This is a genomic window from Catellatospora sp. KI3 (genome assembly GCF_029948125.1).
In the GTDB taxonomy this organism is placed as follows: Bacteria; Actinomycetota; Actinomycetes; order Mycobacteriales; family Micromonosporaceae; genus Catellatospora.
The window spans coordinates 65,906-91,613 of record NZ_JASAMB010000006.1 but is presented as its reverse complement, the minus strand read 5'-3'; the positions used below and the strand labels follow the sequence as shown (position 1 = coordinate 91,613).

Annotated in this window: 29 protein-coding genes; 25 read left to right on the top strand and 4 right to left on the bottom strand. The window is 72.0% G+C overall.

The window, feature by feature from the left end:
* The first annotated feature begins 39 nt into the window (after positions 1–39).
* The 18 genes from QEZ54_RS12230 to QEZ54_RS12145 all read left to right on the top strand — a co-directional run bounded on the left by QEZ54_RS12230 (position 40) and on the right by QEZ54_RS12145 (position 16,054).
* Entirely contained in the window at positions 40–1,407 is a 1,368-nt protein-coding gene (locus QEZ54_RS12230; RefSeq protein ID WP_281304678.1) for an LCP family protein, read from the top strand.
* 120 nt (positions 1,408–1,527) lie between these two features.
* Entirely contained in the window at positions 1,528–2,784 is a 1,257-nt protein-coding gene (locus QEZ54_RS12225) for an LCP family protein (protein WP_281304677.1), read from the top strand.
* Positions 2,785–2,826: 42 nt separating this feature from the next.
* Entirely contained in the window at positions 2,827–4,038 is a 1,212-nt protein-coding gene (locus tag QEZ54_RS12220) for an LCP family protein (protein WP_281304676.1), read from the top strand.
* A gap of 319 nt (positions 4,039–4,357) precedes the next feature.
* Positions 4,358–5,317, top strand: a complete 960-nt coding sequence (locus tag QEZ54_RS12215; RefSeq protein ID WP_281304890.1) for an LCP family protein — start codon at positions 4,358–4,360, stop codon at positions 5,315–5,317.
* A gap of 17 nt (positions 5,318–5,334) precedes the next feature.
* On the top strand, positions 5,335–5,667 hold the full coding sequence (locus QEZ54_RS12210; protein WP_281304675.1) for a rhodanese-like domain-containing protein: 333 nt from the start codon (positions 5,335–5,337) through the stop codon (positions 5,665–5,667).
* 2 nt (positions 5,668–5,669) lie between these two features.
* The gene (locus QEZ54_RS12205) at positions 5,670–6,440 is read left to right on the top strand and encodes a glycerophosphodiester phosphodiesterase family protein (RefSeq protein ID WP_281304674.1); all 771 of its coding nucleotides are present in this window, start codon (positions 5,670–5,672) and stop codon (positions 6,438–6,440) included.
* A 65-nt stretch (positions 6,441–6,505) separates the two neighbouring features.
* The gene (locus QEZ54_RS12200; RefSeq protein WP_281304673.1) at positions 6,506–7,729 is read left to right on the top strand and encodes a HAMP domain-containing sensor histidine kinase; all 1,224 of its coding nucleotides are present in this window, start codon (positions 6,506–6,508) and stop codon (positions 7,727–7,729) included.
* A complete protein-coding gene (locus QEZ54_RS12195) occupies positions 7,726–8,142 on the top strand; it encodes an ATP-binding protein (protein WP_281304672.1) in 417 nt (138 codons plus the stop codon). The genes QEZ54_RS12200 and QEZ54_RS12195 overlap by 4 nt, the downstream gene beginning before the upstream one ends.
* A 4-nt stretch (positions 8,143–8,146) precedes the next feature.
* Positions 8,147–9,025: a DUF5926 family protein gene (locus tag QEZ54_RS12190; protein ID WP_281304671.1), complete on the top strand. Its 879-nt coding sequence runs from the start codon at positions 8,147–8,149 to the stop codon at positions 9,023–9,025.
* Positions 9,026–9,267: 242 nt separating this feature from the next.
* Positions 9,268–10,005 carry an NERD domain-containing protein gene (locus tag QEZ54_RS12185; RefSeq protein ID WP_281304670.1) on the top strand — a complete coding sequence of 246 codons (738 nt, stop codon included), beginning with the start codon at positions 9,268–9,270 and terminating at the stop codon, positions 10,003–10,005.
* 11 nt (positions 10,006–10,016) lie between these two features.
* On the top strand, positions 10,017–10,451 hold the full coding sequence (locus QEZ54_RS12180; protein ID WP_281304669.1) for a hypothetical protein: 435 nt from the start codon (positions 10,017–10,019) through the stop codon (positions 10,449–10,451).
* Between the two features lie 35 nt (positions 10,452–10,486).
* Entirely contained in the window at positions 10,487–10,999 is a 513-nt protein-coding gene (locus tag QEZ54_RS12175; RefSeq protein WP_281304668.1) for a hypothetical protein, read from the top strand.
* 26 nt (positions 11,000–11,025) lie between these two features.
* Positions 11,026–11,982: a prephenate dehydratase gene (gene pheA / locus QEZ54_RS12170; protein ID WP_281304667.1), complete on the top strand. Its 957-nt coding sequence runs from the start codon at positions 11,026–11,028 to the stop codon at positions 11,980–11,982.
* A gap of 2 nt (positions 11,983–11,984) precedes the next feature.
* On the top strand, positions 11,985–12,338 hold the full coding sequence (locus QEZ54_RS12165; protein ID WP_281304666.1) for a metallopeptidase family protein: 354 nt from the start codon (positions 11,985–11,987) through the stop codon (positions 12,336–12,338).
* Positions 12,339–12,424: 86 nt separating this feature from the next.
* Entirely contained in the window at positions 12,425–13,162 is a 738-nt protein-coding gene (locus QEZ54_RS12160; RefSeq protein WP_212828633.1) for an AIM24 family protein, read from the top strand.
* Positions 13,163–13,252: 90 nt separating this feature from the next.
* Complete coding sequence (locus QEZ54_RS12155; protein ID WP_281304665.1) at positions 13,253–13,915, top strand: hypothetical protein; 663 nt, start codon at positions 13,253–13,255, stop codon at positions 13,913–13,915.
* Positions 13,916–13,953: 38 nt separating this feature from the next.
* On the top strand, positions 13,954–15,222 hold the full coding sequence (gene serS / locus QEZ54_RS12150) for a serine--tRNA ligase (RefSeq protein WP_281304664.1): 1,269 nt from the start codon (positions 13,954–13,956) through the stop codon (positions 15,220–15,222).
* 4 nt (positions 15,223–15,226) lie between these two features.
* Positions 15,227–16,054 carry an HAD family hydrolase gene (locus tag QEZ54_RS12145; RefSeq protein ID WP_281304663.1) on the top strand — a complete coding sequence of 276 codons (828 nt, stop codon included), beginning with the start codon at positions 15,227–15,229 and terminating at the stop codon, positions 16,052–16,054.
* A gap of 98 nt (positions 16,055–16,152) precedes the next feature.
* Here QEZ54_RS12145 and QEZ54_RS12140 read toward each other — a convergent pair whose 3' ends face one another.
* Entirely contained in the window at positions 16,153–16,728 is a 576-nt protein-coding gene (locus tag QEZ54_RS12140) for a bacterial proteasome activator family protein (protein WP_281304662.1), read from the bottom strand.
* A 155-nt stretch (positions 16,729–16,883) separates the two neighbouring features.
* Between QEZ54_RS12140 and QEZ54_RS12135 the strand changes: the two genes are divergently transcribed.
* Together QEZ54_RS12135 and QEZ54_RS12130 are read left to right on the top strand one after the other, a co-directional pair.
* Positions 16,884–18,062, top strand: a complete 1,179-nt coding sequence (locus tag QEZ54_RS12135) for an ABC transporter substrate-binding protein (RefSeq protein WP_281304661.1) — start codon at positions 16,884–16,886, stop codon at positions 18,060–18,062.
* Entirely contained in the window at positions 18,059–18,490 is a 432-nt protein-coding gene (locus QEZ54_RS12130; RefSeq protein ID WP_212828626.1) for an Lrp/AsnC family transcriptional regulator, read from the top strand. The genes QEZ54_RS12135 and QEZ54_RS12130 overlap by 4 nt, the downstream gene beginning before the upstream one ends.
* Before the next feature lie 191 nt (positions 18,491–18,681).
* On the opposite strand, the gene QEZ54_RS12125 is transcribed toward QEZ54_RS12130, so the two are convergent.
* The 3 genes from QEZ54_RS12125 to QEZ54_RS12115 form a co-directional block, all read right to left on the bottom strand.
* Positions 18,682–19,707 (bottom strand): hypothetical protein, encoded by a 1,026-nt coding sequence (locus tag QEZ54_RS12125; protein ID WP_281304660.1) that lies wholly within the window; start codon positions 19,705–19,707, stop codon positions 18,682–18,684.
* A 119-nt stretch (positions 19,708–19,826) separates the two neighbouring features.
* Complete coding sequence (locus QEZ54_RS12120) at positions 19,827–20,069, bottom strand: DUF6457 domain-containing protein (RefSeq protein ID WP_281304659.1); 243 nt, start codon at positions 20,067–20,069, stop codon at positions 19,827–19,829.
* Entirely contained in the window at positions 20,050–20,634 is a 585-nt protein-coding gene (locus QEZ54_RS12115; protein WP_281304889.1) for an NTP transferase domain-containing protein, read from the bottom strand. Before QEZ54_RS12115 ends, QEZ54_RS12120 begins: the two co-directional genes overlap by 20 nt.
* Positions 20,635–20,747: 113 nt before the next feature.
* Between QEZ54_RS12115 and QEZ54_RS12110 the strand changes: the two genes are divergently transcribed.
* From QEZ54_RS12110 to QEZ54_RS12090, 5 genes are all read left to right on the top strand, one after another.
* A complete protein-coding gene (locus QEZ54_RS12110) occupies positions 20,748–21,770 on the top strand; it encodes a DUF4192 domain-containing protein (protein WP_281304658.1) in 1,023 nt (340 codons plus the stop codon).
* Between the two features lie 210 nt (positions 21,771–21,980).
* The gene (locus QEZ54_RS12105; RefSeq protein ID WP_281304657.1) at positions 21,981–22,874 is read left to right on the top strand and encodes a fructosamine kinase family protein; all 894 of its coding nucleotides are present in this window, start codon (positions 21,981–21,983) and stop codon (positions 22,872–22,874) included.
* Positions 22,875–23,077: 203 nt separating this feature from the next.
* Entirely contained in the window at positions 23,078–24,082 is a 1,005-nt protein-coding gene (moaA, locus tag QEZ54_RS12100) for a GTP 3',8-cyclase MoaA (protein WP_281304656.1), read from the top strand.
* A 1-nt stretch (position 24,083) separates the two neighbouring features.
* A complete protein-coding gene (locus tag QEZ54_RS12095; RefSeq protein ID WP_281304655.1) occupies positions 24,084–24,326 on the top strand; it encodes a MoaD/ThiS family protein in 243 nt (80 codons plus the stop codon).
* 22 nt (positions 24,327–24,348) lie between these two features.
* On the top strand, positions 24,349–25,692 hold the full coding sequence (locus QEZ54_RS12090) for a metallophosphoesterase (protein WP_281304654.1): 1,344 nt from the start codon (positions 24,349–24,351) through the stop codon (positions 25,690–25,692).
* Positions 25,693–25,708 lie beyond the last annotated feature (16 nt).

The following is a 25,708-nucleotide window of genomic DNA, read 5'->3' as shown; positions in this document are numbered from 1 at the left end:
TTCCTGGCGTTGTCGCAACCGCCTCGTAGGCTGGTTCTCATGTCTACGGATACGCCCGACCAGCCCGAGGACGCCGCGCCCCAGGACGACGCGGGCCGGCCTCCGCAGCGCCCGAGCGGCCGCGCCTCGGTGGGCCGGGCCTCCGTGGGCGGCTCGACCCCGCCCGAGGGCACTCCGCGCGTGACCGGCGGCAGTGACCGCAAGGGCACGTCGCGGCCCTGGAACGAGGGGACCCCGCGCGGCATGGCCTCCGTCCCGGCGCGCGGCTCGGCGTCTTCGCGGCCCTCCGGTCCGTCGCGGCCGGGTGCCTCGGCGGCCGGGCGCGGGCGGTCGGGTTCGGCCCGGGTGCCGGTGGCGGCCGCGGGCAGCACGTACGGCTCGGCCAAGAAGAAGGTCAGGCCGCGCTGGGGCCGGATCGCCCTGGTGGCCCTCGTCGCGCTGGCGCTCTGCGGCGGCCTCGGCCTGGGCGGGGCGTGGCTGTACGCCAAGAGTGTCGAGGGCGACCTGTCCCGCACCGACCCGTTCTCGGCGCTGACCGGCGGCCGCCCGGCCAAGAAGGCCGACGGGGCGATGAACATCCTGCTGGTGGGCAGCGACTCGCGCGACCCGGACGCGCCCACCGACCGGGGCGGCGAGTGGCGCACCGACACGATCATCCTGATGCACGTGCCGGCCAGCCAGGACCGCGCGTACCTCATCTCCATGCCGCGCGACCTGCACGTGTACATCCCGCACCAGGCCACCGACGCCGAGTGCGGCAACCGCAAGGCGAAGATCAACGCCGCGTACGCCTGGGGCGGCATGCCGCTGCTGGTCAAGACGGTCGAGTGCTTCACCTCGGTGCGGATGGACCACGTCATGCTGATCGACTTCGGCGGCTTCAAGGACGTGGTCGACGCGCTGGGCGGCGTCGACATGGACATCGAGCGCACGATCACCTCGATCCACAAGCCGAAGCGCGTCTTCACCAAGGGCACGATGCACCTCAACGGCGAGGAGGCGCTCGACTACGCACGGCAGCGCAAGCAGTTCCCCGACGGCGACTTCGCCCGGATGCGCCACCAGCAGCAACTGCTCAAGGCCCTGCTGGACAAGGCGGCCAGCGGCGGCACCCTGACCAACCCCAGCAAGCTGCACGGCTTCCTGGAGGCGATGACCAGCGCGGTCACCGTGGACAACGACTTCCACCTGGTCGACATGGCGGTGCAGTTCCGCGGCATCCGCAGCCAGGACCTGACCTTCATGACCAGCCCTCACCTGGGCAGCCAGATGGTCAACGGGGAGAGCGTCGTGGTCTCCGACCGCGCCAAGGCGATCGAGCTCTACCAGGCGGTCGCCAACGACAAGGTGAAGGAATGGGTCGCAGCTCACACGAGCCCGTCACCTGCGCCGCCGAACAAAAGCTGACGCAATGACTTTCTCCGCAAATAGGGCAAATCGATTCAGATTGCTCTATGCACCCCTCGCCGCCTCGCAGGTGCACCTATTACAGTGGCCCGGTCTACGGCATAGGGACCGGGGGATCTGGTGGCAAGCAAGGCTCGGCGAGGCGGTGCGAAAAACGCTGTTCCCAAGCAGCGCAGCCGGGGGCAGGCCCCCGACGCGTATGACGAGTACGACGACCCTGCGCCCCGCGCCGCCGGTCACTCGCTGAAGAAGCCGAGCGGCAAGAAGAAGGGCTCGGGCAAGAAGAAGAAGCGTGAGCGCAGCCCGCTGTGGGCCAAGCTGACGCTCACCTTCGGCGCGCTGCTGATGATGGTCGCCGGCGGCGCCATCGTCGGGGTGAAGACGTTCGTCGGCAAGCTGGAGGACAGCGTCCAGGTCGTCAACGTGCTCGACGAGGCGGGCAAGGACACCGGCCCCGAGGGCGACGCCCTGACCGGCGCGATCGACCTGCTGCTGCTGGGCATCGACGTGCGCGCCACCCAGGAGCGCAACAACGCCCGCGCCGACACGATCCTGCTGCTGCACATCCCGGCCAGCCACGACCAGGCATACCTGATGTCGATCCCGCGCGACTCGATGGTCGAGATCCCGGCCAACAGCAAGACCCGCTACAACGGCGGCACCGACCGCATCAACGCGGCCTTCTACTTCGGCGCGCAGAACGGCGGCGGCTGGGAGGGCGGCATGGCGCTGACCGCCAAGACCGTCACCAAGCTGACCGGCATCCAGTTCGACGGGGCCGCGGTCATCGACTTCGGCGGCTTCTCCAAGATCATCAACGCGCTGGGCACCGTGAACATCTGCGTGGAGAGCGACTCGGAGTCGCTGCACTACTACCACGTCAACGGCAAGGTGACCTACGTCAACGAGCAGAAGGCCCACTCGCAGGGGCTCAAGGCGTACGTGCACAAGAAGGGCTGCCGCGAGATGCAGGGCTGGGAGGCCCTGGACTACTCGCGCATCCGCAAGTCGCTGGACGACGGCGACTACGGCCGCCAGCGGCACCAGCAGCAGCTCATCAAGGCGATGGCCAAGAAGGCCGCCAGCAGCGGCGTGCTGACCGACGTCAACAAGATCACGGCGCTGACCAGCGCCGTCGGCAGCTCGCTGATCCTGGACACCAAGGGCCGCCCGCTGATCGACTTCCTGTTCTCGCTGAAGGACCTCGCCAGCGCGGACCTGGTGCTGCTCAAGACCAACGCGGGCTGGTTCAACAGCACCGGCTCGGGCGGCGAGGCGCTGAACGAGGGCACCATGCAGATGTTCAACGCCGCCAAGACCGACACGCTCGGCCAGTTCACCCTGCTCAACCCGGAGTTCGTCAACAACGAGAAGTAGCGCATCCCCGCTGACCGGCACCGCACGGACCTAGGAGGTCACGTGGCGAAGAAGGCACCGAAGGGCAGCAAGAGGACGACGGGCGGCGTGCCGAGGCAGCGCACGCGGCCCGGGGGAGCGGGCGGCACGGCCGCTTCCCGCAAACGGGGCAGGCGCGGGCGCGCGCCACTGTGGTCCAAGCTCGCCGTCACCTTCGGTGCCCTGCTGATGCTGGCAGCGGGCGGGGCGATCGTCGGCGTCCGGTCGTTCGTGGGCAGCGTCGAGGACAACCTGCAGACCGCGAACGTGATCGACGACGCGGCCGCGCCCGAGGGCGAGGCGCTCAAGGGCGCGATCGACATGCTGCTGCTGGGCATCGACACCCGGGCCGGCCAGCGGGCCGACGACGCCCGAGCCGACACCATCATGCTGCTGCACATCCCGGCCACCCACGACCAGGCGTACCTGATGTCCATCCCGCGTGACGCGCTGGTGGACATCCCGGCGGCGGGCAACGGGTACGGCGGGCACAAGGACAAGGCCAACGCGGCCTTCTTCTTCGGGGCGCAGAAGGGCGGCGGCTGGACGGGCGGCCTGAAGCTGACGTACGAGACGGTGCGCAACCTGACCGGCATCCAGTTCGACGGCGCCGCGGTCATCGACTTCGCCGGGTTCAAGCAGGTCATCGAGGCGCTCGGCTCGGTCTACCTCTGCGTCGAGGCCGACACCAAGTCCTCGCACTACTTCATGATCGACGGCAGGCCGCAGTATGTGGCGGGCTCGGGCAACGACAACCTGAAGGTCGAGAAGGACCGCGGCCTGCTGGGCAAGGAGTTCGTGCACCGGAAGGGCTGCCGCAGCATGTCGGGCTGGGAGGCGCTGGACTTCTCCCGGATCCGCAAGCACGCCGCCGACGGCACCGGCGACTACGCCCGCCAGCGGCACCAGCAGCAGCTCATCAAGGCGATGGCCAAGAAGGCGGCGTCGGCGGAGATGCTGCGCGACTTCGGCAAGGTGAACAACCTGATCAAGGCGGTCGGCAAGTCGATGCTGCTGGACACCGGTGCCAGCGAGCCGATCGACTTCCTGTTCACCATGAAGGACCTGGCCGGGGCCGACCTGGTGCTGCTCAAGACCAACGGCGGCAACTACAACACCGCCGAGGGCGGCGAAGGGCTGGACCAGCTCACGATGCAGATGTTCCAGGCCGCTAAAACTGACAATCTCGGTCAGTTCGTGCTGATGAACCCGGAACTGGTCAATAACGAGAAATAGTTTCCATTGCCGGGAAGTGGGGGGCTGGCGTCCATACCCTGGGCAGTGAGGGTTTCTCGCTTCCAAGGAGGGCGTCATGTCCGTGCCCGCATGGCGGCGAGAACGACCTGGCGCCGGTGCGAGCGGGACGCGGCCCAGCGGTGTCGGCTGGCCGGGTGCCGCACCCGTCCGCTCCGACCAGCCCCCGTCCGGCCTGGGCTGGCCCGAACCGCCGCGCCAGGGGCCCCCTCCGGTCGCGAGCCGCACCGGCCCGGCCGCCGCGCCGCCGGTGCGGCGCCGGAGCTGGCGCCGGCTCACCGCGGTGCTGATGGTGGTGCTGGTGCTGATGGTCGGCGGCGGGCTGCTCGCCGGCCGCGCCCTGCTGCACCGGTACGAGTCGGCCGTCGGCCACGACGTGCTGCTCGACGAGCGAGCCCGCGACCTGGACTCCTCCGTCGGCTGGCGCAACGTCGCCGGGCCGCTCAACTACCTGCTCATCGGCTCGGATCTGCGGGCCGCCAATCCGGCCGCCGGGCAGCGCTCGGACACGATCCTGATCGTCCAGGTCAACTCCGCGCTCACCCAGGCCCACCTGATCTCCATCCCGCGCGACCTGCGGGTGGAGATACCCGCGTTCCCGATCACCGGCTACCGGGGCGCCAAAGACAAGATCAACGCCGCCTTCGAGTACGGCGGCGCCGGCAGCGGCGGCGTGCAGCTGCTCTCGGCGACGCTGACCGACCTGACCGGGATCAGGTTCGACGGCGCCGCCGTGATCGACTTCGGCGGGTTCGTGAAGGTGATCGACACCCTCGGCGGCATCAACATGTGCGTCGACGCCCCGATCACCTCGATCCACACCGGCCGCGTGTTCGCCGTCGGCTGCCGCGACATGACCGGCGCCGAGGCGCTGGACTTCTCCCGCCAGCGGTACGGCCTGCCCAACGGCGACTACGACCGCCAGCGCCACCAGCAGCAGCTCGTCAAGGCGGTGCTGGACAAGGCGCTGGCCAGCGGAGTGGCCCGCAACCCGATCAAGCTGGACCTGCTGATCCGCGGCATCGGCCGGTCGCTCACCGTCGACACGGGCGCGGCCAGCATCACCGAGCTGGTCCTGGCCCTGCGCAACATCCGGCCCGACGGCCTGGTGGGCATCCGGGTGCCCTCGCACATCACCAACATCGACGGGGTGTCGTACGTGGTGCTGGACGACGAGGCGGGCGGCCTGTTCCAGGCGATGCGCGACGGGACGGTCACCGCCTGGGCCCGGGAGCATCCGCACTGGGTCAATTCGATCTGACCTCTACACTGGCAGGCGTGTTCGCTGCGCAGATCCCCACCGTGACCGTTGCCGAAGTGCCCGCCGACGCGTACCTGCTCGACGTCCGCGAGGACGAAGAGTGGAACGCCGGGCACGCCCCGGGTGCCGTGCACCTGCCGATGATGGAGATCCCGGCCCGGATGACCGAGGTCCCGCAGGACCGCGCGGTCGTCGTGGTGTGCCGGGTGGGCGGCCGGTCCGGCCAGGTCGTGGCGTACCTGCGCCAGCAGGGCTGGGACAACGTCACCAACCTCGACGGCGGCATGATGGGCTGGGCCGCGGCGGGCCGCCCGCTGGTCGCCGACGGCGGCCGGCCGCAGATCGTCTGAGCATGGCCGGTTACCCCGACCCGGCGCCGCTGGTCTTCGCCCACCGCGGCGCCTCCTTCGCGCTGCCCGAGCACACGCTGGCCGCGTACCGGCGGGCGCTGGCGGACGGGGCCGACGGGGTCGAGTGCGACGTGCGGCTGACCCGCGACGGCCACCTGGTCTGCCTGCACGACCGCCGGCTCGACCGGGTCAGCGACGGCCGGGGCCCGATGGCCGGGTTGACGCTGGCCCAGCTGCGCGCGTACGACTTCGGGTCCTGGCACCCGGGCGGGTCGCCGGCCGAGGTGCTGACCCTGGACGACCTGCTCGACACGCTGCGCGAGGCAGGCCGCCCGGTGCGCCTGCTGGTCGAGACCAAGCACCCCAACCGGTACGGCAAGGCCGTCGAGTACCGGCTGCGCGCGCAGCTCAACCGGCACGGGCTGACCAGCGGCGCGCAGCCGCGGCTGAAGGTGACCGTGATGTCGTTCTCGCCGCTGGCGGTGCGGCGGTCCCGGGAGCTGCTGCCGTCGCTGCCCACGGTGCAGCTGATGGACCTGCTCCCGCCCGGTCTGCGCATCCGGCGGCTGCCGTTCGGCACCCGCATCGCCGGGCCGGGCCTGGAGCTGGTGCGCCGCCGCCCGGACCTGGTCCGGCGGCTCAAGGCCGGTGGCCACCAGGTGTACGTCTGGACCGTCAACGAGCTCGACGACGTCGATCTGCTGCTGAAGCTGGGCGTCGACGGGCTGATCACCGACCGGCCCGCGGAGGTGCTGTCCCACCTCGGTCGGTGAATCCGCAACTATCGGCACGACCGGACTCTGGCGCGGATTGCTTCCAACCGGCAGGATTCCTGTCTGTGGAGGTGGCGTACCGCGAGCTGACGCTGGGTATCGCCGCGCTCTTCGACGACCCGCGGACGCGCTCCGGCGGCCTGGCCGCCGTCGACCGCCTGGTCCACCTCGGCCAGTACGCGCTCGGCGTGCCCGGGATGGCGCTGGCCGAGCTGCACGGCGAGGGCGGCCGGATCATCGCGGCAGCCGGGAGCGCCGCCTGGGCCATCGGGCGGCCCCTGCGCCCGCACGTGGTCACCACCGCCTGCCGCCCCGGCGCGGCCAACTACCGGCTGGAACTCAGCGAGGTCGATCCCGACACGGCCGAGCAGCTCGCCGAGGTGGGCTCGCCCTGGGTCCTGGTGCACCGCGTCGACGTGGCGGGTGCGCCGGTGGCGCTGCTGGCGGCGTTCTTCACCGAGGACGGCGCGGCCGACCCGGACCGGCTCGCCGTGATGACGCTGCTCGGCACGACGGTCGCGCAGTTCTACCGGGAGGGCGCCGGCCTGCCGGTGCAGGCCGCGGTGGAGGCCCCGGAGCTGGCCGACCGGGACCTGTTCATCGCGGTCACCAGCCACGAGCTGCGCACCCCGGTCACCGTGATCAAGGGGTACGCCGACACGCTGCGCGACCACTGGGACCAGCTGGACGACGAGGCCCGCCACGACGCCGCCCGGGTCATCGGCCAGCGCACCGACGAGCTGGCCCGGCTGGTCGACCGGCTGCTCGCCGCCAGCACCGGCACCGCCGTCGGCACGCTGCGGCCCGCCCCGTTCGACCTGCTCGCCGCGCTGCGCCACGCCGCGGCCGGGCTGCCCGCAGACCTGCGCCGCCGGCTGTGGCTGGAGCTGCCGCCCGCGCTGGCACCGGCGCACGGCGACCGGACCACCATCCCGACCGTCCTCACCGAGCTGGTCACCAACGCCGAGAAGTACTCGCCCGGCGACGAACCGGTGGTGGTCACCGCGGCCGAGGAGGGGCGCACCGTGCTCTTCCGGGTGCTCGATCGAGGCATCGGCATCCCACCGGACCAGTCCCATCGGGTGTTCGATCGCTTCTGGCAGGCGGACAGTGGCGACGGTCGGCGGTACGGTGGTGCCGGACTGGGTCTTTATCTCGTCCGAAAGACTATTGAGCGACAAAACGGTTGGGTGTCCTTACGTCCCCGGGATGGGGGAGGTACGGTCGCAGAGGTACGGCTGCCGCGAGGTGACGGAAAGAGGGATGCGGCCGCATCCAGGGAGGCATGATCGTGTCGATGGCTGTCGCTGAGCGGGCCTGGTGCGTGGTGGTTCCGCACCATGCCCGGGGTGCGCAGCAGGCCCGGCACCGCCTCGCCGCCGCCCTGGCCGACGCGGTCCCCCCGGGCCTGCTCGACGACGTGGTCTCGGTCGCGGCCGAGCTGGTCGGCAACGCGGTCCGGCACGCCGATCCCCTGCCCGGCGGCGTGGTCCGGCTGGCCTGGCGGCTGCGCTCGATCGACGGCAACGCCGTGATCGAGGTCCGCGTCACCGACGGCGGGGCGACCCAGGTGCCGCGCCCGCGCGTGGCCGGGGTCGAGGACCCGGACGGGCGCGGCCTGACCATCGTCGACGCGCTCGCCATCCGGTGGGGTGTCGAGCGGGACGGTCTCGGGCAGAGCGTTTGGGCGGAACTAAGCTGACCGCGTGAGTAAGAAGAGTCGGCTGGAGAGCCGCAAGGAGCCCAAGCAGCCCAAGGTCCGCGACATCTTCGTCGCCCGCCCGTTCGAAGGGCTGGCCGACGAGGCCGAGTGGGTGGCGCTGCGCGAGCTGGTCCCGGCCGCCACCGCGCCGCTGACCCTGGCCCCGCAGTACGCGGAGAAGTACGGCGACCGCCAGATCACGCTCGCCACCATCCTGCCCATGGCCTGGCCCGCGCTGACCAAGACCGACGGCCGGGTGCTGCTCGGCCTGCAGCGGCACGAGCGCTCCGGCGACGTCAACCGCGACCTCGCGGTGGCGCTGCTGTCGGCGCTGGAGGCCGAGCCCGGCGCTCCGGTGGCGGTGCCGCCGCTGCCCGGCGAGGGCCCGCGCCTGGGCGACATCCTGGTCGACGCGCCGCTGGAGATCACGGTGCACGACGGCTTCGACTTCTGGCTCGACGCCGACCAGGAGCGCGACGCCGAGGTCAACGCCTCGCTGGAGGCGGCCAACTCCTCGGTGTACCCGACGGTCGCGCTGAGCGCGGCACCGGCGGCGTACTGGTGCCGGGTGCCGGAGAAGGCGCACGTGCGCTGGGTGCTGCCCGACGCCGAGGACGTGGCGATGAACGCGCTGGCCCGGCTGAGCGCGGCGGGCGAGCTCAAGCTCACCGAGCAGACCAAGTTCGCGGGCATGTTCCGCGCGCACGGCCTGCTCGTCCCCGTGTGGGACCTGCCGCACGGCGACGAGGCGGACGCGTGGGAGGAGCCGCTGGCCGCCACGGCCGCCCGGTACGCCGCCGCGAAGGCGGTCGACGAGCCGCTCACCGCTGACCAGCGCCGCGCCAAGCAGGGCCTGCTGGGCCGCCAGCTCAACCTGCGCTGAGCACCGCCGCCCCGGCTCCCGATTCACGTCGGCATCGACGGAGATGAAGGGAGCCGGGGCGTCGTGCGAGGATGTCCCGCGTACCGGCGCGGAGGAGCGCGAGGAATGAAGTTGAACCGGACATTCATCAATTCACTCGCGCACAGTCCCGTCCCAACCCCTTAACGCATCGACGTTTCGACACGTACGGTAAGGGACACCTAACTCAATGCGTGGCGTCCCGCCCCTCACGGAGGCACACCATGACCGTCTACCCCGATCGCGCGCCGCTCGGACGTCCGACCTTCGGCCGTCCCGCTCAGCCGGTGTCGCCCTCCACGGACGTCGCCCCCGCGCCACGCGTCTCACCGCTCGCCTGGGCCCGTCAGCGCCGCACCGACCGCGCGCTGCGCCTCATGTCGGCTACCGAGGACCGCGCCATCCACCGGCTCGGCCGCGACTGGCACGTCATCGAGTGGCCGCACCTGCCCGAACTGGCCCGCACCAGCGGCGGTGAGCCCGGCAAGCCCAAGCAGCCGCCCGCGATGGGCTTCATGGCCATCGGCCCCGGCGGCATCTTCAGCGTCTCGCTGGCGCAGCACGGCCGCAGCCGGGTGCTCATCGCCGGCGACGTGGTGCAGATCGGCGGCCGGCGCCCGCCCTACATCTCCCAGGCCCGGCGCGACGCCAAGCGGGTGGCCAAGGCGATCTCCGCCGCGATCGGCCAGGACGTCAAGGTCTTCGCGGTGCTCGCCTTCCTCGGCAGTGGACCCATCAGCGTGAACGGGCTGCCCAAGGAGTGCATCGTCACCTCGTTCCGCGAGCTGGACCGGGTGCTCGAGTCGACCGGGAGCCGGATCAGCCACGCCACCGCCGCCAAACTGTCCCAAGTGGCCCGCAACCCAGCGATCTGGGTCAACCAGCCCTACCCCGGGGCCAGCGGATACACGTGGCACCCCGAGGGCAGCGCACCCGGTGACAAGGGCACCCAGCGCGGGTAACGTGAGCAGCGATGACCCACATCGAGCTCTCGCTCTCCCCCCTGGAGCCGATCGCAGCCGATCCGCTCACCACGTGGTCGGCGCCGGTCTCCTCGGCGGAGGAGTCGTGTCTGGTCGTCAACTCCGAAGGATTCATCGTCGCCACCTCCACCGCGTGGACGCGGCTGGTGGGCGCCGAGCGTCCCAGCGAACTCACGGGACGCCACATCCTCGAACCGGGCGTGCTGTGCCTCATCGATTTCACCGCGGCCGGCAAGGAGCTCGGTGAAGCGGAGCGCGAGCAGATCCCCCCGCTGCTCGCGCTCGCCTCTAAAGGCCCGGCCCGCGGCCTGATGCGCGTACGCACCGAGGAAGGCGCGGCCAGCCGCACCCTCGACGCCGTCGCCACTCCACTGTGGCAGGGCGGCACCGTGGTCGGTTCGCTCAGCTTCTTCGCCGCGGTGTGAGCCGAACGGCCCGATCCGCGCTACTCTCCATCCCCATGCCCCTGCGTCCGACGCGAATCCTCGCCGTGCTCGTCGCCGCCGGGCTGACCGGGACGGCCCTGCTCGGCGGCTGCGGTGTGCCGCCCGAGTTGCAGCCCAAGCCCGGCGCACCGGTGCCCAGTCCGTCCACTCCGGCCACCTCGGCGGGCCTACCGCCGGGATTCAGCCCGCCCCCCACCGCCCCGCCCGCGACCGCCACGTCCGTTGCCTTTCCCGAGATCACCGCGACCGAGTGCCTCGGGCGGCCCGGCGCCGACCAGGTCATCGCCGCGCTGCGGCGCACCAGCCGCATCCTGCCCGCGAAAGGCAAGGTCAACGTCGTCGGGCCGCCGATGTGCGCCGGAACCTGGCAGTACACGGTGCTGTCGGTGACCGGCCGCGAGCCGCTGCAGGTGGTGACCAAGGGCGCCCCGGACAAGCTGACCGTGGTCACCGCGGGCACCGACATCTGCACCATCGAGGTCCGCAACTTCGCCCCGGCCGGCATCCGCCTCACCGCGGGCTGCTGACCCGGCGCGCGGCGTACGCTGATCACATGCCTGGAGTCCCGCCCACCCGGTTCGTCTACCTGGGCCCGGAGAGCACCTTCGCCGAGCAGGCGCTGCTGACCCTGCCCGCCGCGCTCAAGGGCATCCGGACCCCCGCCCGCAGCGTGCCCGAGGCGCTGGAGGCGGTGCGCACCGGTGACGCCGACGCGGCCCTGGTGCCGTGGGAGAACTCGATCGGCGGCGCCGTCGGCGTCACCTTCGACGAGCTCGCCGACGGCGAACCGCTGGTCATCACCCGCGAGGTGGTCATCCCGGTCGAGTTCGTGCTCGCCGCCCGGCAGGAGACGACCCTGGCGCGGGTGCGCACCATCGCGGCGCACCCGCAGGCGTCCACCCAGTGCCGCGCCTGGCTGCGGACGTACGCGGCCGAGGCCACCGTGTCCGATGTGCTGTCCAACGGCGCCGCCGCCGCCGCCGCGGCCGCCGGCGAGTTCGACGCCGCCATCTGCGCCCCGATCGCCGTGCCGCGGTTCGGGCTGCAGCAGCTCGCCGACAAGATCGCCGACCACCCCGACGCGGCCACCCGCTTCGTGCTGCTGTCCCGCCCCGGCGTGCCGCCCGAGCCCACCGGCAACGACGTCACCTCGCTGGCCGTGTGGATCTCGCACGACCGGGTCGGCGCGCTGCTGGCCGTGCTCACCGAGCTGGCGGTGCGCGGGGTCAACCTGACCCGCATCGAGTCGCGCCCCACCGGCGAGCGCCTGGGCCGCTACGTCTTCTTCCTCGACTGCACCGGCCACGTCGCCGAGGCGCGGGTCGGCGAGGCGCTGCAGGGACTGCGGCGGCTCTGCGCGGGCGTGCGCTTCCTCGGGTCGTACCCCCGCGCGGGCCTGCCCGGCGGCATGCCCGAGCGCCCGGTGCCGCCGCCGGCGGGGCTGTCCGACCCGGACTACGCCGACTCGGCCGCCTGGCTCGGGCGGCTGCGGCACGGCGAACTGTCCTGAGCATGCCGGTCGAGATGAGCCGCGAGCGGTTCGAGGAGCTGGTCTCCGACGCGCTCGACGAGGTGCCGCAGGAACTGCTCGACCTGATGCGCAACGTCGTCATCCTGGTCGAGGACGACTCACCCCCCGGCGAACCGGAGCTGCTCGGCCTGTACGAGGGCTACGCCCTCACCGACCGGGGCTGGGACTACGCCGGGGTGCTGCCCGACCGGATCACCATCTACCGGCATCCGATCCTGCGCATCTGCGACACCGAGGACGACGTCGTCGAGGAGGTCGCCGTCACCGTCGTACACGAGATCGCCCATCACTTCGGCATCGACGACCACCGCCTGCACGATCTCGGCTGGGGCTGAGTCGGCAAGCTGACGGCCGATTCTTGTGCAGGTCACCTACGCTCGTAGCGTTTAAGGTGCCCCGTCCCCCTCCGAAGGATGACGACATGCAGAGTGCTCTCTTCGCCGCTGAGAACCTGGAGAAGGAGTCCGCCACTCCGGGTCTGCGGCTGCAGAACTCCAAGATGCTGAAGATCGAGCTCAACGGCGAGGTCATGGCCCGTACCGGCGCCATGGTCGCCTACCAGGGCCAGGTGCAGTTCCAGGCGCTGGGCTCGGGCGGTGCCGCCAAGTGGCTCAAGAGCAAGCTCACCGGTGAGGGTGTGCCGCTGATGAAGCTCTCCGGCCGCGGCGACGTGTTCCTGGCCGACCGGGCCGCCGACGTGCACCTGGTCGACCTCGCCCCCGGCGACTCGCTGAGCGTGAACGGCTCCAACGTGCTGGCGTTCGAGTCGACGCTGAACTACGACATCAAGATGGTCCAGGGCATGGGCATGTTCTCGGCCGCCGGCATGTTCAACTGCGTCTTCAGCGGCCAGGGCCGTCTGGCCATCACCACCAAGGGCACGCCGGTCGTGCTGACGGTGGACCAGCCCACCTACGCCGACCCGCAGGCGGCCATCTGCTGGTCGGCCAACCTGCAGACCGGCTACCACCGCGCCGACCAGCTCGGCATCGGCACGCTGCTGGGCCGCACCACCGGTGAGGCGTTCACGATGAGCTTCGCCGGCCAGGGCTTCGTGGTCGTGCAGCCGTCGGAGGAGTTCCCCGGTGGCGCCGTGGCCGGCGGCTCCGGCGGCAACCAGCAGCAGGGCGGCCTGCTCGGCGGCCTGCTCGGCGGCTGACCCGCCCCGTACCGCCAGATCGCGGACCCCTTGCGGCACTCCCGTCGCAGGGGGTCCGCGCGTATGCGTCCACGTGCGATGATGCGGCCCATGGACGAGCACCTCGACGTGGTGGAGTTCGACGACGACTTCGACGGCCCGGAGCTGCCCCCGCGCGGCTGGCGACAGCTCGTCGCGGACCCCCGCACGGCGAACACGCTGCTGGTGCTGGGCGGGGCGGCCGCCGCGGCCTCCCTGTTCGGCGAATGGCAGATCGCCGCCTCGCCGCCGGAGCCGATGGAGTCCTCGTTCTCCGGCATCGGGTCCGTGGCCAACGACGTGTGGTCCAGCGGGGTCGGCGACACCTACCTGGTCTCGCTGGGGCTGCTCGGCGCGCTGGTCGCGGTCGTGCTCGCCGGCCCGGTGGCGGCCCGCGCGGCGGCGCGGGCGGCCGGGCTGGGGCTGTGCGCCGTGCTGCTGGTGCTGCTCGGGGCCGCCGCGTACAAGATGACCGACCTGTCCGGCGTGCCGCAGCTGGCCCTGTTCCCGCAGGAGATGACGGTGAAGGTCACCGTCTCGCTCGAGCGGGGCCTGTGGGCGGCGCTGGCCGCCCCGCTGCTGCTGGGCCTGGCCTTCGTGAGCATGCACCTGCGCGGTGCGCTCGAACGGACCCCGGCCGCCCGGGACGCCGCCAGCACACCGCCCACGCAGACCGGGCCGGGCGAGATCGAATTGACGGTCGCCACCGCCGCGCCGTTCGTGCGGGAATACTGACGCGAGAAGCCAGACCCTCGGCCGGTACGCTTTTCGACGTGATTGATCTGCGCCTGGTCCGGGAGGACCCCGAGGCGGTACGCGCCAGCCAGCGGCTGCGCGGAGACGCTGTCGAAGCTGTGGACGCCCTGCTGCACGCTGACGAGGCCCGCCGCTCCGCGGTGTCCGCCTTCGAGGCGCTGCGAGCGGAGCAGAACCAGCTCGGCAAGCTCATGCCCAAGGCGGCCGGGGACGAGAAGGCCGCCCTGCTCGCCCGCACCAAGACCCTGGCCGCCGACGTCAAGGCGGCCCAGGCCGCGGTGACCGAAGCCGAGCAGGTGCTGCGTGCGGCGCAGTTCGCCATCGCCAACGTGGTGCAGGACGGCGCGCCCGGCGGCGGCGAGGACGACTACGTCGTGCTGCGCGAGGTCGGCACCCGCCCCGAGCCGGCCGACGCCCGCGACCACCTGGCCCTCGGCGAGCTGCTCGGCGCGATCGACACCGAGCGCGGCGCGAAGGTCTCCGGTGCCCGGTTCTACTACCTGACCGGCGTGGGCGCGCTGCTGCAGCTCGGGCTGCTGCAGCTCGGCCTGTGGCAGGCGGTCGAGGCCGGGTTCACCCCGGTCATCCCGCCGGTGCTGGTGAAGCCGGAGTCGATGGAGGGCACCGGGTTCCTCGGCTCGCACGCCGCCGAGGTCTACCACCTGCCCGCCGACGACCTGTACCTGGTGGGCACCAGCGAGGTGCCGCTGGCGGCGTACCACAAGGACGAGATCCTGGCGCTGAACGGGCCGCTGCGGTACGCCGGCTGGTCGAGCTGCTTCCGCCGCGAGGCGGGGTCGTACGGCAAGGACACCCGGGGCATCATCCGGGTGCACCAGTTCGACAAGGTCGAGATGTTCTCGTACTGCCCGCCGGAGGAGGCCGCGCAGGAGCACCAGCGGCTGCTGGCGTGGGAGGAGGAGATGCTCGGCAAGCTCGAGCTCGCCTACCGCGTCATCGACGTGGCCGCCGGCGACCTCGGCTCGTCGGCCGCGCGCAAGTTCGACTGCGAGGCCTGGCTGCCGACGCAGAACCGCTACATGGAGGTCACCTCGACCTCGAACTGCACCACGTTCCAGGCGCGCCGCCTGAACACCCGCTACCGCGACGCCGACGGCAAGCCGCAGACCGTGGCGACGCTCAACGGCACCCTGGCCACCACCCGCATGATGGTGGCGCTGCTGGAGCAGCACCAGCAGCCGGACGGCTCGGTGCGCGTACCCAAGGCGCTGCAGCCCTTCGTCGGCGGCCGTGACGTGCTGGAGCCCGTCAAGGCTGGGTCCTGAGCGCGTGCTGCGGCAAGGTCTACCGAAACTCGTCGCGACGGACCTGGACGGCACGGTCGTCCGGTCCGACGCCACGGTCAGCGGCTTCACGCACTCGGTCTTCGACCGGGTGCGTGCGGCCGGGATCCCCATCGTCGGCGCCACCGGCCGCGGCCCGCGGCTGGAGGAGCTGAGCCGCATCGACCTGCCACACGCCGACCTGCTGGTGCTGGGCGGCGGCGGCCGGGTGCTCGACCTGCGCGATCCAGGTGCCCCGCGCATCCTGCGCGACGCCCGGCTGCCCGGCGCGACGCTGACCGCGCTGGTGGAGGCACTGGAGCGGCGGCTGGGGCCGGTCAAGCTGCTGATCGAGGCGCTGGACACGCCGAGTTCGCCGATCTGGGGCGACGACGTGACGGACTGGCCGTACCCGGACGACGTGCAGGTCCAGGACCGGGCGCAGTCGCTGTCGCACGACATCATCAAGGCGTTCGTCCGGGTCGGCGGGGACGACGACTCCGACGCGCTGCTGCGTACCGCGCGGGGTCTGGTGGGGCCGGAGACGGCCGCGTTCACCCACTCCGGCCTCGGCTGGGTGGAGATCACCCCGCCGAACGTGGACAAGGCCAGCGGCCTGGCGGTCGTCGCAGCGGAGCTGGGCATCGACCCGGCCGAGGTGCTGGTCTTCGGGGACATGCCCAACGACATCCCGATGTTCGAGTGGGCCGGGCACCGGGTCGCGGTGGCGAACGCGCACCCCGAGGTGATCGCCCTGGCCGACGAGACGACCCTCTCCAACGACCGCGACGGCGTCGCCGTCTACCTCGACGAACTCCTCAAACGCACCCGCTGACCGCGGGCCGCCCGCGCGGCGGTGGCGATGGTGCGGTTTCGGGGAAAGTGCTGGAACCCGCGGCGTGATTCGTGCAGTTTCCCCGAAACCGCAGCACGTCAGAGGTACTGGCCCAGGCCGCCGCGGCCCGGCTTGTTCGGGTCCGCGCCGGTGGCGCCGGGGGGCAGGGCGGGGATGTTGCGCATCTGCTCCAGCTGCATGCGGGCGGCCATCTGCTGCGCCACCAGCGCGGCCTGGATGCCGTGGAACAGGCCCTCCAGCCAGCCGACCAGCTGGGCCTGGGCGATCCGCAGCTCGGACTCCGACGGGGTCGCGCCCTCGGTGAAGTCGACCGAGATCCGCTCCAGCTCGTCGCGCAGCTCGGGCGACAGCCCGTCCTCCAGCTCGATGATCGACCGGCGGTGGATCTCGACCAGCCGCTGGCGGCCCGCCTCGTCCAGCGGCGCGGCGCGCACCTCCTCCAGCAACTGCTTGATCATGCTCCCGATCCGCATGACCTTCGCGGGCTGCTCGATCAGGCGTCCCGGGTCTTCCTCGCCGATTCCGGCGGCAGATCCGTCCCCGCCGACCTCCACCGTGCCGATCGGGCGCCCGTCCGGGCCCACGACCACCACACTCTTCTCATCAGGGTGCTGCTGGGTCACGCCGACCTCCTCCGTCAGGAACCCACCCATCCTAGATCCTGAGAGCCCGACCGATGTTGATCATTGACGTACGTGGCGGGACGCGGTAGAACGCCACAGTGGGTCGAAAGACCTCATGATTGCAACGCACATCGGCGACGCCAGGGCGTTCCACGAACGTCGGCAGGATCACTCTGGAGGACACATTGGACGGCCTCGACCGTCGCAGGCTGCTCGGGCTGCTGACCGGCGCGGGCGTCGCGGGTCTCACCGGCGCACTCTCCGGCTGCACGACCACGCCCGACGACAGCCCCAAGAGCGCCGTCCGCATCGGCCTGCTGACGCCGCAGACGGGCGCCAACAAGGCCATCGGCGTCGACCTCGAGATCGGCTTCAAGCTCTACCTCCAGCTGCACGGCAGCGTCCTCGACGGGCACCCGGTCGAGATCATCACCGAGGACGAGGGCGACACCCCCAAGAGCGGCCTGGACGCGCTCAAGCGGCTGCACGAGAAGCAGGTGCTCGCCGTCGTGGGCGTGGCCAACCCCGATCTGCTGCCGCACGTCCGCGACACGGTCGAGGCCGCGAAGATCCCGCTGCTGGCGACGCACACCGCGCCCGCCAAGATGCCCAGCGCGATCCACATCTGGCGCACCGCGTTCCTCAGCGACGAGCCCGCCAAGGCGGTCGCGTCGTACCTGCGGCGCCGGGTGATGGGCAAGGTCGCGCTGGTCGGCATCGACAACGCCGCCACCGGCGAGCTGATGGACGCTTTCATCAGCGAGTACGGTTCGGGCGCCAACGACCCGATCAGCGTCCCCACCAACACCAAGGCCAGCACCGCCGCCTACGCGCAGTACGCCGACCAGGCCGCCAACCGGAACCCCGGCGCGATCTTCTGCAACCTGCCCACCTCGCACATCGGCCCGTTCATGGCGGCGCTGACCGAGGCGGGCTACAAGGGCGCCGTCTACGCCCCCGGCGTGTCCTCCGAGGGCCCGGCCCTGGAGCAGCTCGGCAAGAACGCCATGGGCCTGTACACGGCGATGCAGTACTCGGCCGACCTGAGCAACCTGTCCAACCACACGTTCTCGTCGGAGTTCCAGGCGCAGCACCAGCGCACACCCACGGCGTACGCGGTCGCCTCGTACGACGCGGCGGCGGTGCTGGACCAGGCGCTCACCCTGGCCGGGTCGAGCGTGCCCACGCCCGACAAGATCAACCAGTCGCTCGGCAACGTCGGCCAGATCATCAGCCCGCGCGGCAACTGGCAGTTCACGCAGGGCCGTGCGCCGCAGCAGAAGTGGTACCTGCGCCGCGTCGCCATGGACGGTCCCATCCCGTCGAACGTGTTGATCAGCGACCTCGCTACGCTCGGTGCGTGAAGTTGGACGACGTTGACCAGCGGATAATCGCGGCCCTGCTGTCCGACGCGCGCACCACGTACGCCGAGATCGGCACCGCGGTGTCGCTGTCGGCCCCGGCGGTGAAGCGTCGCGTCGACCGGCTGCGCTCCGGTGGCGTGATCAAAGGCTTCACCGCCGTGGTCGATCCGGCGGCGGTGGGCGGCGGCACCGAGGCCTTCGTCGAACTCTTCTGCACCGGCCGCACCACCCCGGCCCAGATCACCCAGGTCACCCGCCGCCACCCCGAGGTGGTCGGCGCCTACACGGTCTCGGGCGAGGCGGACGCGCTGGTCCACCTGCGCGCCGCCGACATCAGCCACCTGGAGCAGGCGCTGGAGCGGCTGCGCGCCGAACCCTTCATCACGTCGACCCGCAGCATGATCGTCCTCTCCCGCCTGGTCGACTGACCCCTCACGGCCCCGGGCCCGCCCCACCGCCCACCGCCCTCGGCGCCCGGCGCCCGGCGCCCGCGCTTTAAATAGACGTTGGCCTATTACATCGACTTTTCGTAGATCGTCTTCGATGTAATAGGCCAACGTCCATGCGAAACAGGGGGTGGAGCAGGAGCCGAGATGGTGCAGGGCCGGGGTAGGGCTGGTCAGAGGTACTGGCCGAAGCGGGGTTCCTCGATCGGGGCCGGCTTGTCGCCCTCGCCGAAGAAGCGCTTGCCGCCGAACTCGCCGTGCAGGCGGTCGTCCAGCTCGTCGGCCAGGCCGGTCATGACCTGGATGGCCAGCGCCAGGTGGCTGGCCTGGAAGTCGCGGCCGAACACCGGGATCGACGCCCACACCGTGCCGGAGGTGCAGTACAGGCGGCCGATCGGCATCCGGTTGGTCAGGTCGGACAGCTTGGCGAACAGCTTCTCCGTCGGCTCGATCTCGGTCAGCACCGGCGAGAAGACGTCGATCAGCGCCGGGTTCTCGCGCACCCGCACGAACACCATCGCCGAGCCGGCCCGGATGCCGATGTCCCCGTCGCCGTCGACCTGCAGCTCGTCCGGATCGGACTTCAGCAGTGCCGCGACCACGATGCGCACCCGGACGGCGAGGTCGAGCCCGCTGGCGTCCAGCGAATCGATCGCGGGCAGGAAGGCGTCCAGAGTGGACTCGTGCCGAGCGGTGCCCAGCGGAGCGACGGTGACGGGCTCCTCCTGGGCGTCGTGCGCCTCGTATACGAGGAAGGCCGGGTGCGGGGCGCCGTACACGTCGCGCAGGGTGCGCGTGATGATCGTGGCGAGCGCCTCGGGCTGCGCCGACAGGCCGAAGTTCTCCTTCGCCCCGGCGATGACGCCGGGCGGCGACCAGCCGAGCGCGACCATGGCCGCGATCGCGGGGCGCTCCAACCGGAAGCCCTCGGGCAGGTTCGCGTTGCTGACCGCTCGGGCCTGCAGGGCGCCGTCCTCCAGGCGCTCCACGCTCACGCCGTACACCGCGTTGCCGGTGCCCGACGCGGTCGGGTCCAGGGCCAGCTCCAGCTCGCTGCCGGGCGGCAGCTCGGGCAGGGCGGCGGCCAGGGCCCGGGCGAACTCGCGCCACGCCTCGGTGACCTTCTCGTGCAGGTCGGCCGTGGTGGGCTCGTCCAGCAGCTCGGCCTCGGCCAGGCCGGGTTTCGACAGTTCCGTCATCGCTCGCCTCCTCCTGGGGCGTGGCCCCCGTGCAGGCAAGCCACCGCTGCCGCGGCATACGTCAGAAAGCCCGGTCCCCTGTCACGCAGACATTACCGACCGGAGCGGTATTCGCGTAGTCAGGGATTGGACTGACCGAGCCGTTGCGCGAGCGCGATGAGACGTGCCGCGAGCTCGTCCGCATCGCCACCCCGGCCCACGGCCAAGCCCAGCAGATAAGCGCTGACCGGCGCACCCGGGCGTACCGCGTTGTGGGCCACCTCACGGGCCAGGTCCAGCACCAGGCCGGTGTCCACGGCGTCGGCGGGCAGGCCCAGTTCGGCGCAGGCAGCGGCGGTGAAGTCAGGCAGGTCGACGGCCATCGGGCCCCTCCGTCTCGCTCAGGTCGTTCGCCGCGCGCAGGTCGGGCACGGTGTCGCAGTCATACCACGGCGGCGGTCCGGTGCCGGTCCAGGCGGCCAGGTGGGGTGCCAGGTCGCGCAGCAGGCCGCGCATGGAGGCCCCGGCGGGCTCCTCCGGCACTGCCGCGCGCAGCGCCTCCACCCGCCACACCGAGAGCATGTGCTGCGCCCGGCCCTGCTCGTCGGCGTACATGACCACCGGCGCGTCGACGGCGAGCAGGTCCGCGATCCCGCCGGCGGTCAGGAACGGCAGGTCGGCGCCGGCCACGAGCACCCGGCCGGTGGGCGGGCACAGCGCCAGCCCGGCCGCGACGGCCGCCACCGGTCCGCCGCCGGGCGGCTGCTCGCGGGTGCGCAGGACGCCCGGCGGCAGCAGCGGGTCCAGGTCGGGCGGGCCGACGACCACGATCGGGTCGGCGCCGCGCACCGCGGCGAGCACCCGCGCCAGCAGCGGTACGCCGCCGACGGGCAGCAGCGGTTTGGGCGCCCCGCCCATCCGGCGGGCCGCGCCTCCGGCCAGCACCAACGCCGCGTACGGCAGCAAGTGCTCCCCCTTCCGCCTGTGGATGAACCGGCGTGTCGTCCACAGGTTAACGATCATCGCTGGCTCCCGCACGGCGCCGCCACGACGCTGGCCGTATGAGCGCCTCGATCCCGACCTACACCTTCACCGACCGCGCCGACCTCATCGCGTACGTGCCGTACATGCTCGGCTTCCACCCCGCCGACAGCGTCGTCGTGATCGGACTGCGCGGCCGGCGCATCAGCGTGGGCGCCCGCGCCGACGTCACCACCCCGGCGCCGGAGACGCTGGGGGACTTCGCCCGGCTGCTCACCCGTGCCGGGCGCCGGGGCGCCCCGGTCACCACCGCCATGCTCGTCGGGTACGGTCCGCACACCGCGGCGGCCGAGCGCACCCGCGAGCTGGCGCAGGGCCTGGAGCAGCGCGGATACCACATCGCCGAGGCGCTGCACCGCGACGGCGACCGCTTCCACTGCCTGCGCTGCGCCGACTGCACGCCGCCCGAGGGGGAGCTGTTCGACCTCAGCACCACCGCGGCGGCCGCCGCCGCGACGTTCGAGGGCATGACCGTGCTGCCCGACCGCGAGTCGGTGCTGCGGCTGGTGGAGCCGGTCGGCAACCTGGCCGCGATCGCCATGGCCCAGGCCGTGGACCGGGCCGAGCTGCGGCTGATCACGCTGCTGGCGGAGGCCGACGACGAGCACGAGGCGCTGCGTACGGCCGGGACCGCCGCGATCGACCGGGCGATGGACGGGTTCGCGGCGGGCGGGCGGCTCGACGACGACGAGGCGGCCTGGCTCAGCCTCGTGCTGCACGACCTGCCCTGCCGGGACCACGCCTGGTCGCGTACCGACGACGCCGACTGGCAGCTCGACTTCTGGCTCGACCTGACCCGCCGCAGCGAGCCCGGCCTGGTCGCCCCGATCGCCACCCTGCTCGGCTGGTGCGCCTGGCGCGGCGGGAACGGCGTGCTCGCCGGGGCGGCCCTGGAGCGGGCCCTGCGGACCGACCCCGACTACAGCCTCGCCCACCTGCTGACCGGCGCGCTCGCCCAGGGACTGCCCCCGCACACCATCAGCCCCTGGCCCGCCGACCCGAACGCCCCCCTCCACCGCCACCGCACCCGCCCCCGGCGGTAAGGAAGGGACCCTTCTTATCGCATTCCGTAGCAGAAGGGCCCCTTCTTATCGCAGCCGAACTCCCGCCCCACCGGCGCGGGTAAGCCGGATGCGCGGGCAAGCCGGATGGCTCAGGCGCGAACGGCGCGGTCACGGGCCAGGTGATGCCGGTCGGCGCCGCAACGAGGGCCAGTCGGTGGGCCGGTCTGCGCGGGCCGGACAATCGGTGCCATGGATCTGGCCTACCTGCGGGCCCACCCGCATCTGCTGCCGACGTTCCTGCACCATCAGCGCATCCGGGAGACGCCGGTGGACGGCGGCTCGATCTGCCACACCAGTCGGCTGACCTTCGACGACGGCGAATCGGTCTTCGCCAAGTCGTGGCCGGAGAACACCGGCGCGGCCCCGGACGGGTTCTTCGCCGCCGAGGCGCACGGGCTGCGCTGGCTCGCCGAGCCGGAGGCGGTGCCGGTGCCGGAGGTGCTGGTGGAGACGCCGGAGCTGCTGGGCATGGCGTGGGTCGAGCACGGTTCGCCGACCGCGCGCGGTGCGGAGGAGTTCGGGCGCGGGCTCGCGGCGCTGCACCGGGCCGGGGCACCGGCGTTCGGGGCGCCGTGGCCAGGCTTCCACGGGTCGGCGCCGATGGACAACACGCAGGTCGAGGGCGCCTGGCACGAGTGGTACGGCCGGCGGCGGCTGGCGGCGTACCTGAAGCTGTCGGTGGACCGGGGGGCGCTGGAGGCCGCCGACACCGCCCGGGTGGAGCGGGTGCTGGCGGGCTTGGACCGGATCGGCGCGGACGAGCCGCCCGCGCGCATCCACGGCGACCTGTGGACCGGCAACCTGCTGTGGGACGCCGACGGCCGCTGCTGGCTGGTCGACCCGGCCGCGCACGGCGGCCACCGCGAGACGGACCTGGCCTACCTGGGGCTGTGGGGCGGGGCGCCGCACCTGGACCGCATCCTCGCCGCGTACGCGGAGGTCTCGCCGCTGGCCGAGGGCTGGCGCGAGCGCGTCCCGCTGCACCAGCTGTCGATGTACCTGCTGCACACGGCCCTGTTCGGCGCCGCCTTCGCCCCGGGCGTACGCGAAACGACCACCGCCTGCCTCGGCCTGACCGCCTGACACCCATCCCGCCCGCCGACCCGCACCGGTCGCCCGCCTCCTCACGTTCCCGTCCCCCGGGAGCGAGTTGATCGCTGTTTCCGGTCCGGACCTGCCGCCCGGCTGCAGCTTTCGACCGGAAATAGCGATCTTGGAGGCGACCGGGCGTCCTGCCAGGTAGACCGTGCGCACGCATTCCGGTTACGCGCGCTAACGTCGTGAACGTGACCTCCACACGATCCGCGCTCGTCGACCGCTTCGGGCGGCGTGCCGTCGATCTGCGGGTGTCCCTGACCGATCGGTGCAATCTGCGCTGTTCGTACTGTATGCCACCGGAAGGGCTGCCCTGGCTGCCCAACGCCGACGTGCTCACCGACGACGAGGTGCTACGCCTGGTCGAGATCGCGGTGACCCGGCTCGGCGTCACCGAGGTGCGCTTCACCGGCGGTGAGCCGCTGCTGCGCCCCGGCCTGGTCGGCATCGTCGCCGGGGCGGCCGCGCTGCGCCCCCGGCCGAAGCTGTCGGTGACCACCAACGCGATCGGCCTGCACCGCCTGGCCGCGCCCCTGCGCGAGGCCGGGCTCGACCGGGTCAACGTCTCGCTGGACACCCTCGACCCCGACCGCTTCGCGACCATCGCACACCGCCGCCGCCTCGACGACGTCGTCGCGGGGCTCGCCGCCGCGGCGCAGGCGGGGCTGACCCCGGTCAAGCTGAACACGGTGCTGCTGCGGGGCGTCAACGACGACGAGGCCCCGGCGCTGCTGCGCTTCGCCCTGAAGCACGGGTACGAGCTGCGCTTCATCGAGCAGATGCCGCTGGACGCCCAGCACGGCTGGAGCCGGACCGACATGGTCACCGCCGAGGAGATCCTGGCCGCGCTGCACGCCGAGTTCGAGCTGTCGCCCGACCCGGCCGAGCGCGCGGGCGCCCCCGCCGAGACCTGGCTGGTCGGCGGCGGACCGGCGAAGGTCGGCGTGATCGCCTCGGTGACCAGGCCGTTCTGCGGCGACTGCGACCGGACCCGGCTGACCGCCGACGGGCAGGTGCGCAACTGCCTGTTCGCGCGCGGCGAGACCGACCTGCGGGGTCTGCTGCGCGGCGGGGCCGGGGACGAGGAGATCGCGCAGCGCTGGCGCGAGGCGATGTGGGGCAAGCTGCCCGGCCACGGCATCGACAACCCGGACTTCCTGCAGCCCACCCGACCCATGTCCGCCATCGGAGGATGACGTGATCACTGTGCGCTTCTTCGCCGGAGCCCGGGCGGCGGCCGGGGTTCCCGAGGGGTCGTACCCGGCCGGGCTGGACCTGGGGCAGCTGATCAAGGAGCTGGGGGCGGACCGTGGCGACGGTCTCGCCCGGGTGCTGCTTTCAGCCAGCTTCCTGGTTGACGGGCTAGCGTGGCACGACCGTCACGCGCCGATCCCCGCCGGTGCGACAGTGGACGTCCTTCCGCCGTTCGCCGGCGGCTGACCCCCGAACCCGAAGGACTGCCGTGCTCCAGGCGCTGGTCTTCTTCAGCATCGTGCTGCTCGTCGTCGGACCGATCCACTGGTACCTGTGGAAGCGGATGGTCCGCGACACCACCCGGCCCGGCCGGGCCCGCAAGATCGGCAACGCCATCATGTTCGCGCTGGTGGCGCTGCTGCTCGGCGCGTTCATCCTGCCCCGCGCGATCGGCGCCAAGACGAGCACGATCATTCCGCTGGCCGGGTACCTGTGGCTGGCGGTCATGTTCTACCTGCTGCTGATCCTGCTGGTGCTGGAGCTGCCCCGCGCCCTGGCCAACCGCGCCCTCCGCCGCCGGGCCGCCTTCGCCCCCGCCCCCGCCCAGCCCACCCTGGTCGCGGAGTCCGTCGGACTCCCCAAGATCAGCGAAGTTGCCGGGCAATCGGGCGAAACCGAGCCCGTCATTCCCCCGATTGCGGGGCAACTTGAACGATCAAGCTCACCCGAACCTGAACCCGAACCCCAACCAGGGCCCCAGCGGGACGCGTCGGCGGAGCGGGACGCGGAGAGCAGGCGGTTGTTCCTGGCCCGGGGGGCGGCGATCTTCGCCGGGCTCACCGCGACCGGGATCACCGCGTACGGTGCGAGGACCGCCCTGTCCGGGCCGGTCGTCAAGCGGGTCCAGATCCCGCTGGCGAAGCTGCCGCGCAGCATGGACGGCTACCGGATCGCGCTGGCCAGCGACATCCACCTCGGCCCGCTGACCGGGATCGACCACACCCGCCGCATCGTGAACGCGCTCAACGGCCTGGACGCCGACATCGTCGCGATCGTCGGCGACCTGGTCGACGGCAGCGTCGCCGAGCTGGCCGACGAGGCCGCGCCCCTGCGTGACCTGCGCTCGCGCAACGGCGCCTACTTCGTCACGGGCAACCACGAGTACTTCTCCGGCGCGGAGGAATGGGTAGCCGAGGTGGAGCGGCTGGGGCTGCGGGCGCTGCGCAACGAGCGCCTGGCCATCCACGGGCTGGACCTGGCCGGGGTCAACGACGTGACGGGCGTGAGCGAGGGACCGGGCAAGGGGCCTGATTTCGCCCGTACGCTGGACGGCCGCGACCTGAGCCGCCCGGTGGTGCTGCTGGCCCACCAGCCCGTCCAGGCCCACGAGGCGGCGAAGCACGGCGTCGACCTGCAGCTGTCCGGCCACACTCACGGTGGCCAGCTGGTGCCGTTCAACCTGATCGCGGCCCTGCAGCAGCCGGTGATCTCAGGGCTCGGCGACGTCGACGGCACCAAGGTGTACGTCACCAACGGCGCCGGCTACTGGGGACCGCCCGTCCGGGTCGGCGCCCCGCCGGACGTGACCCTGGTGGAGTTGCGCGCCCCGTAAATGTCAGGGATTTCCG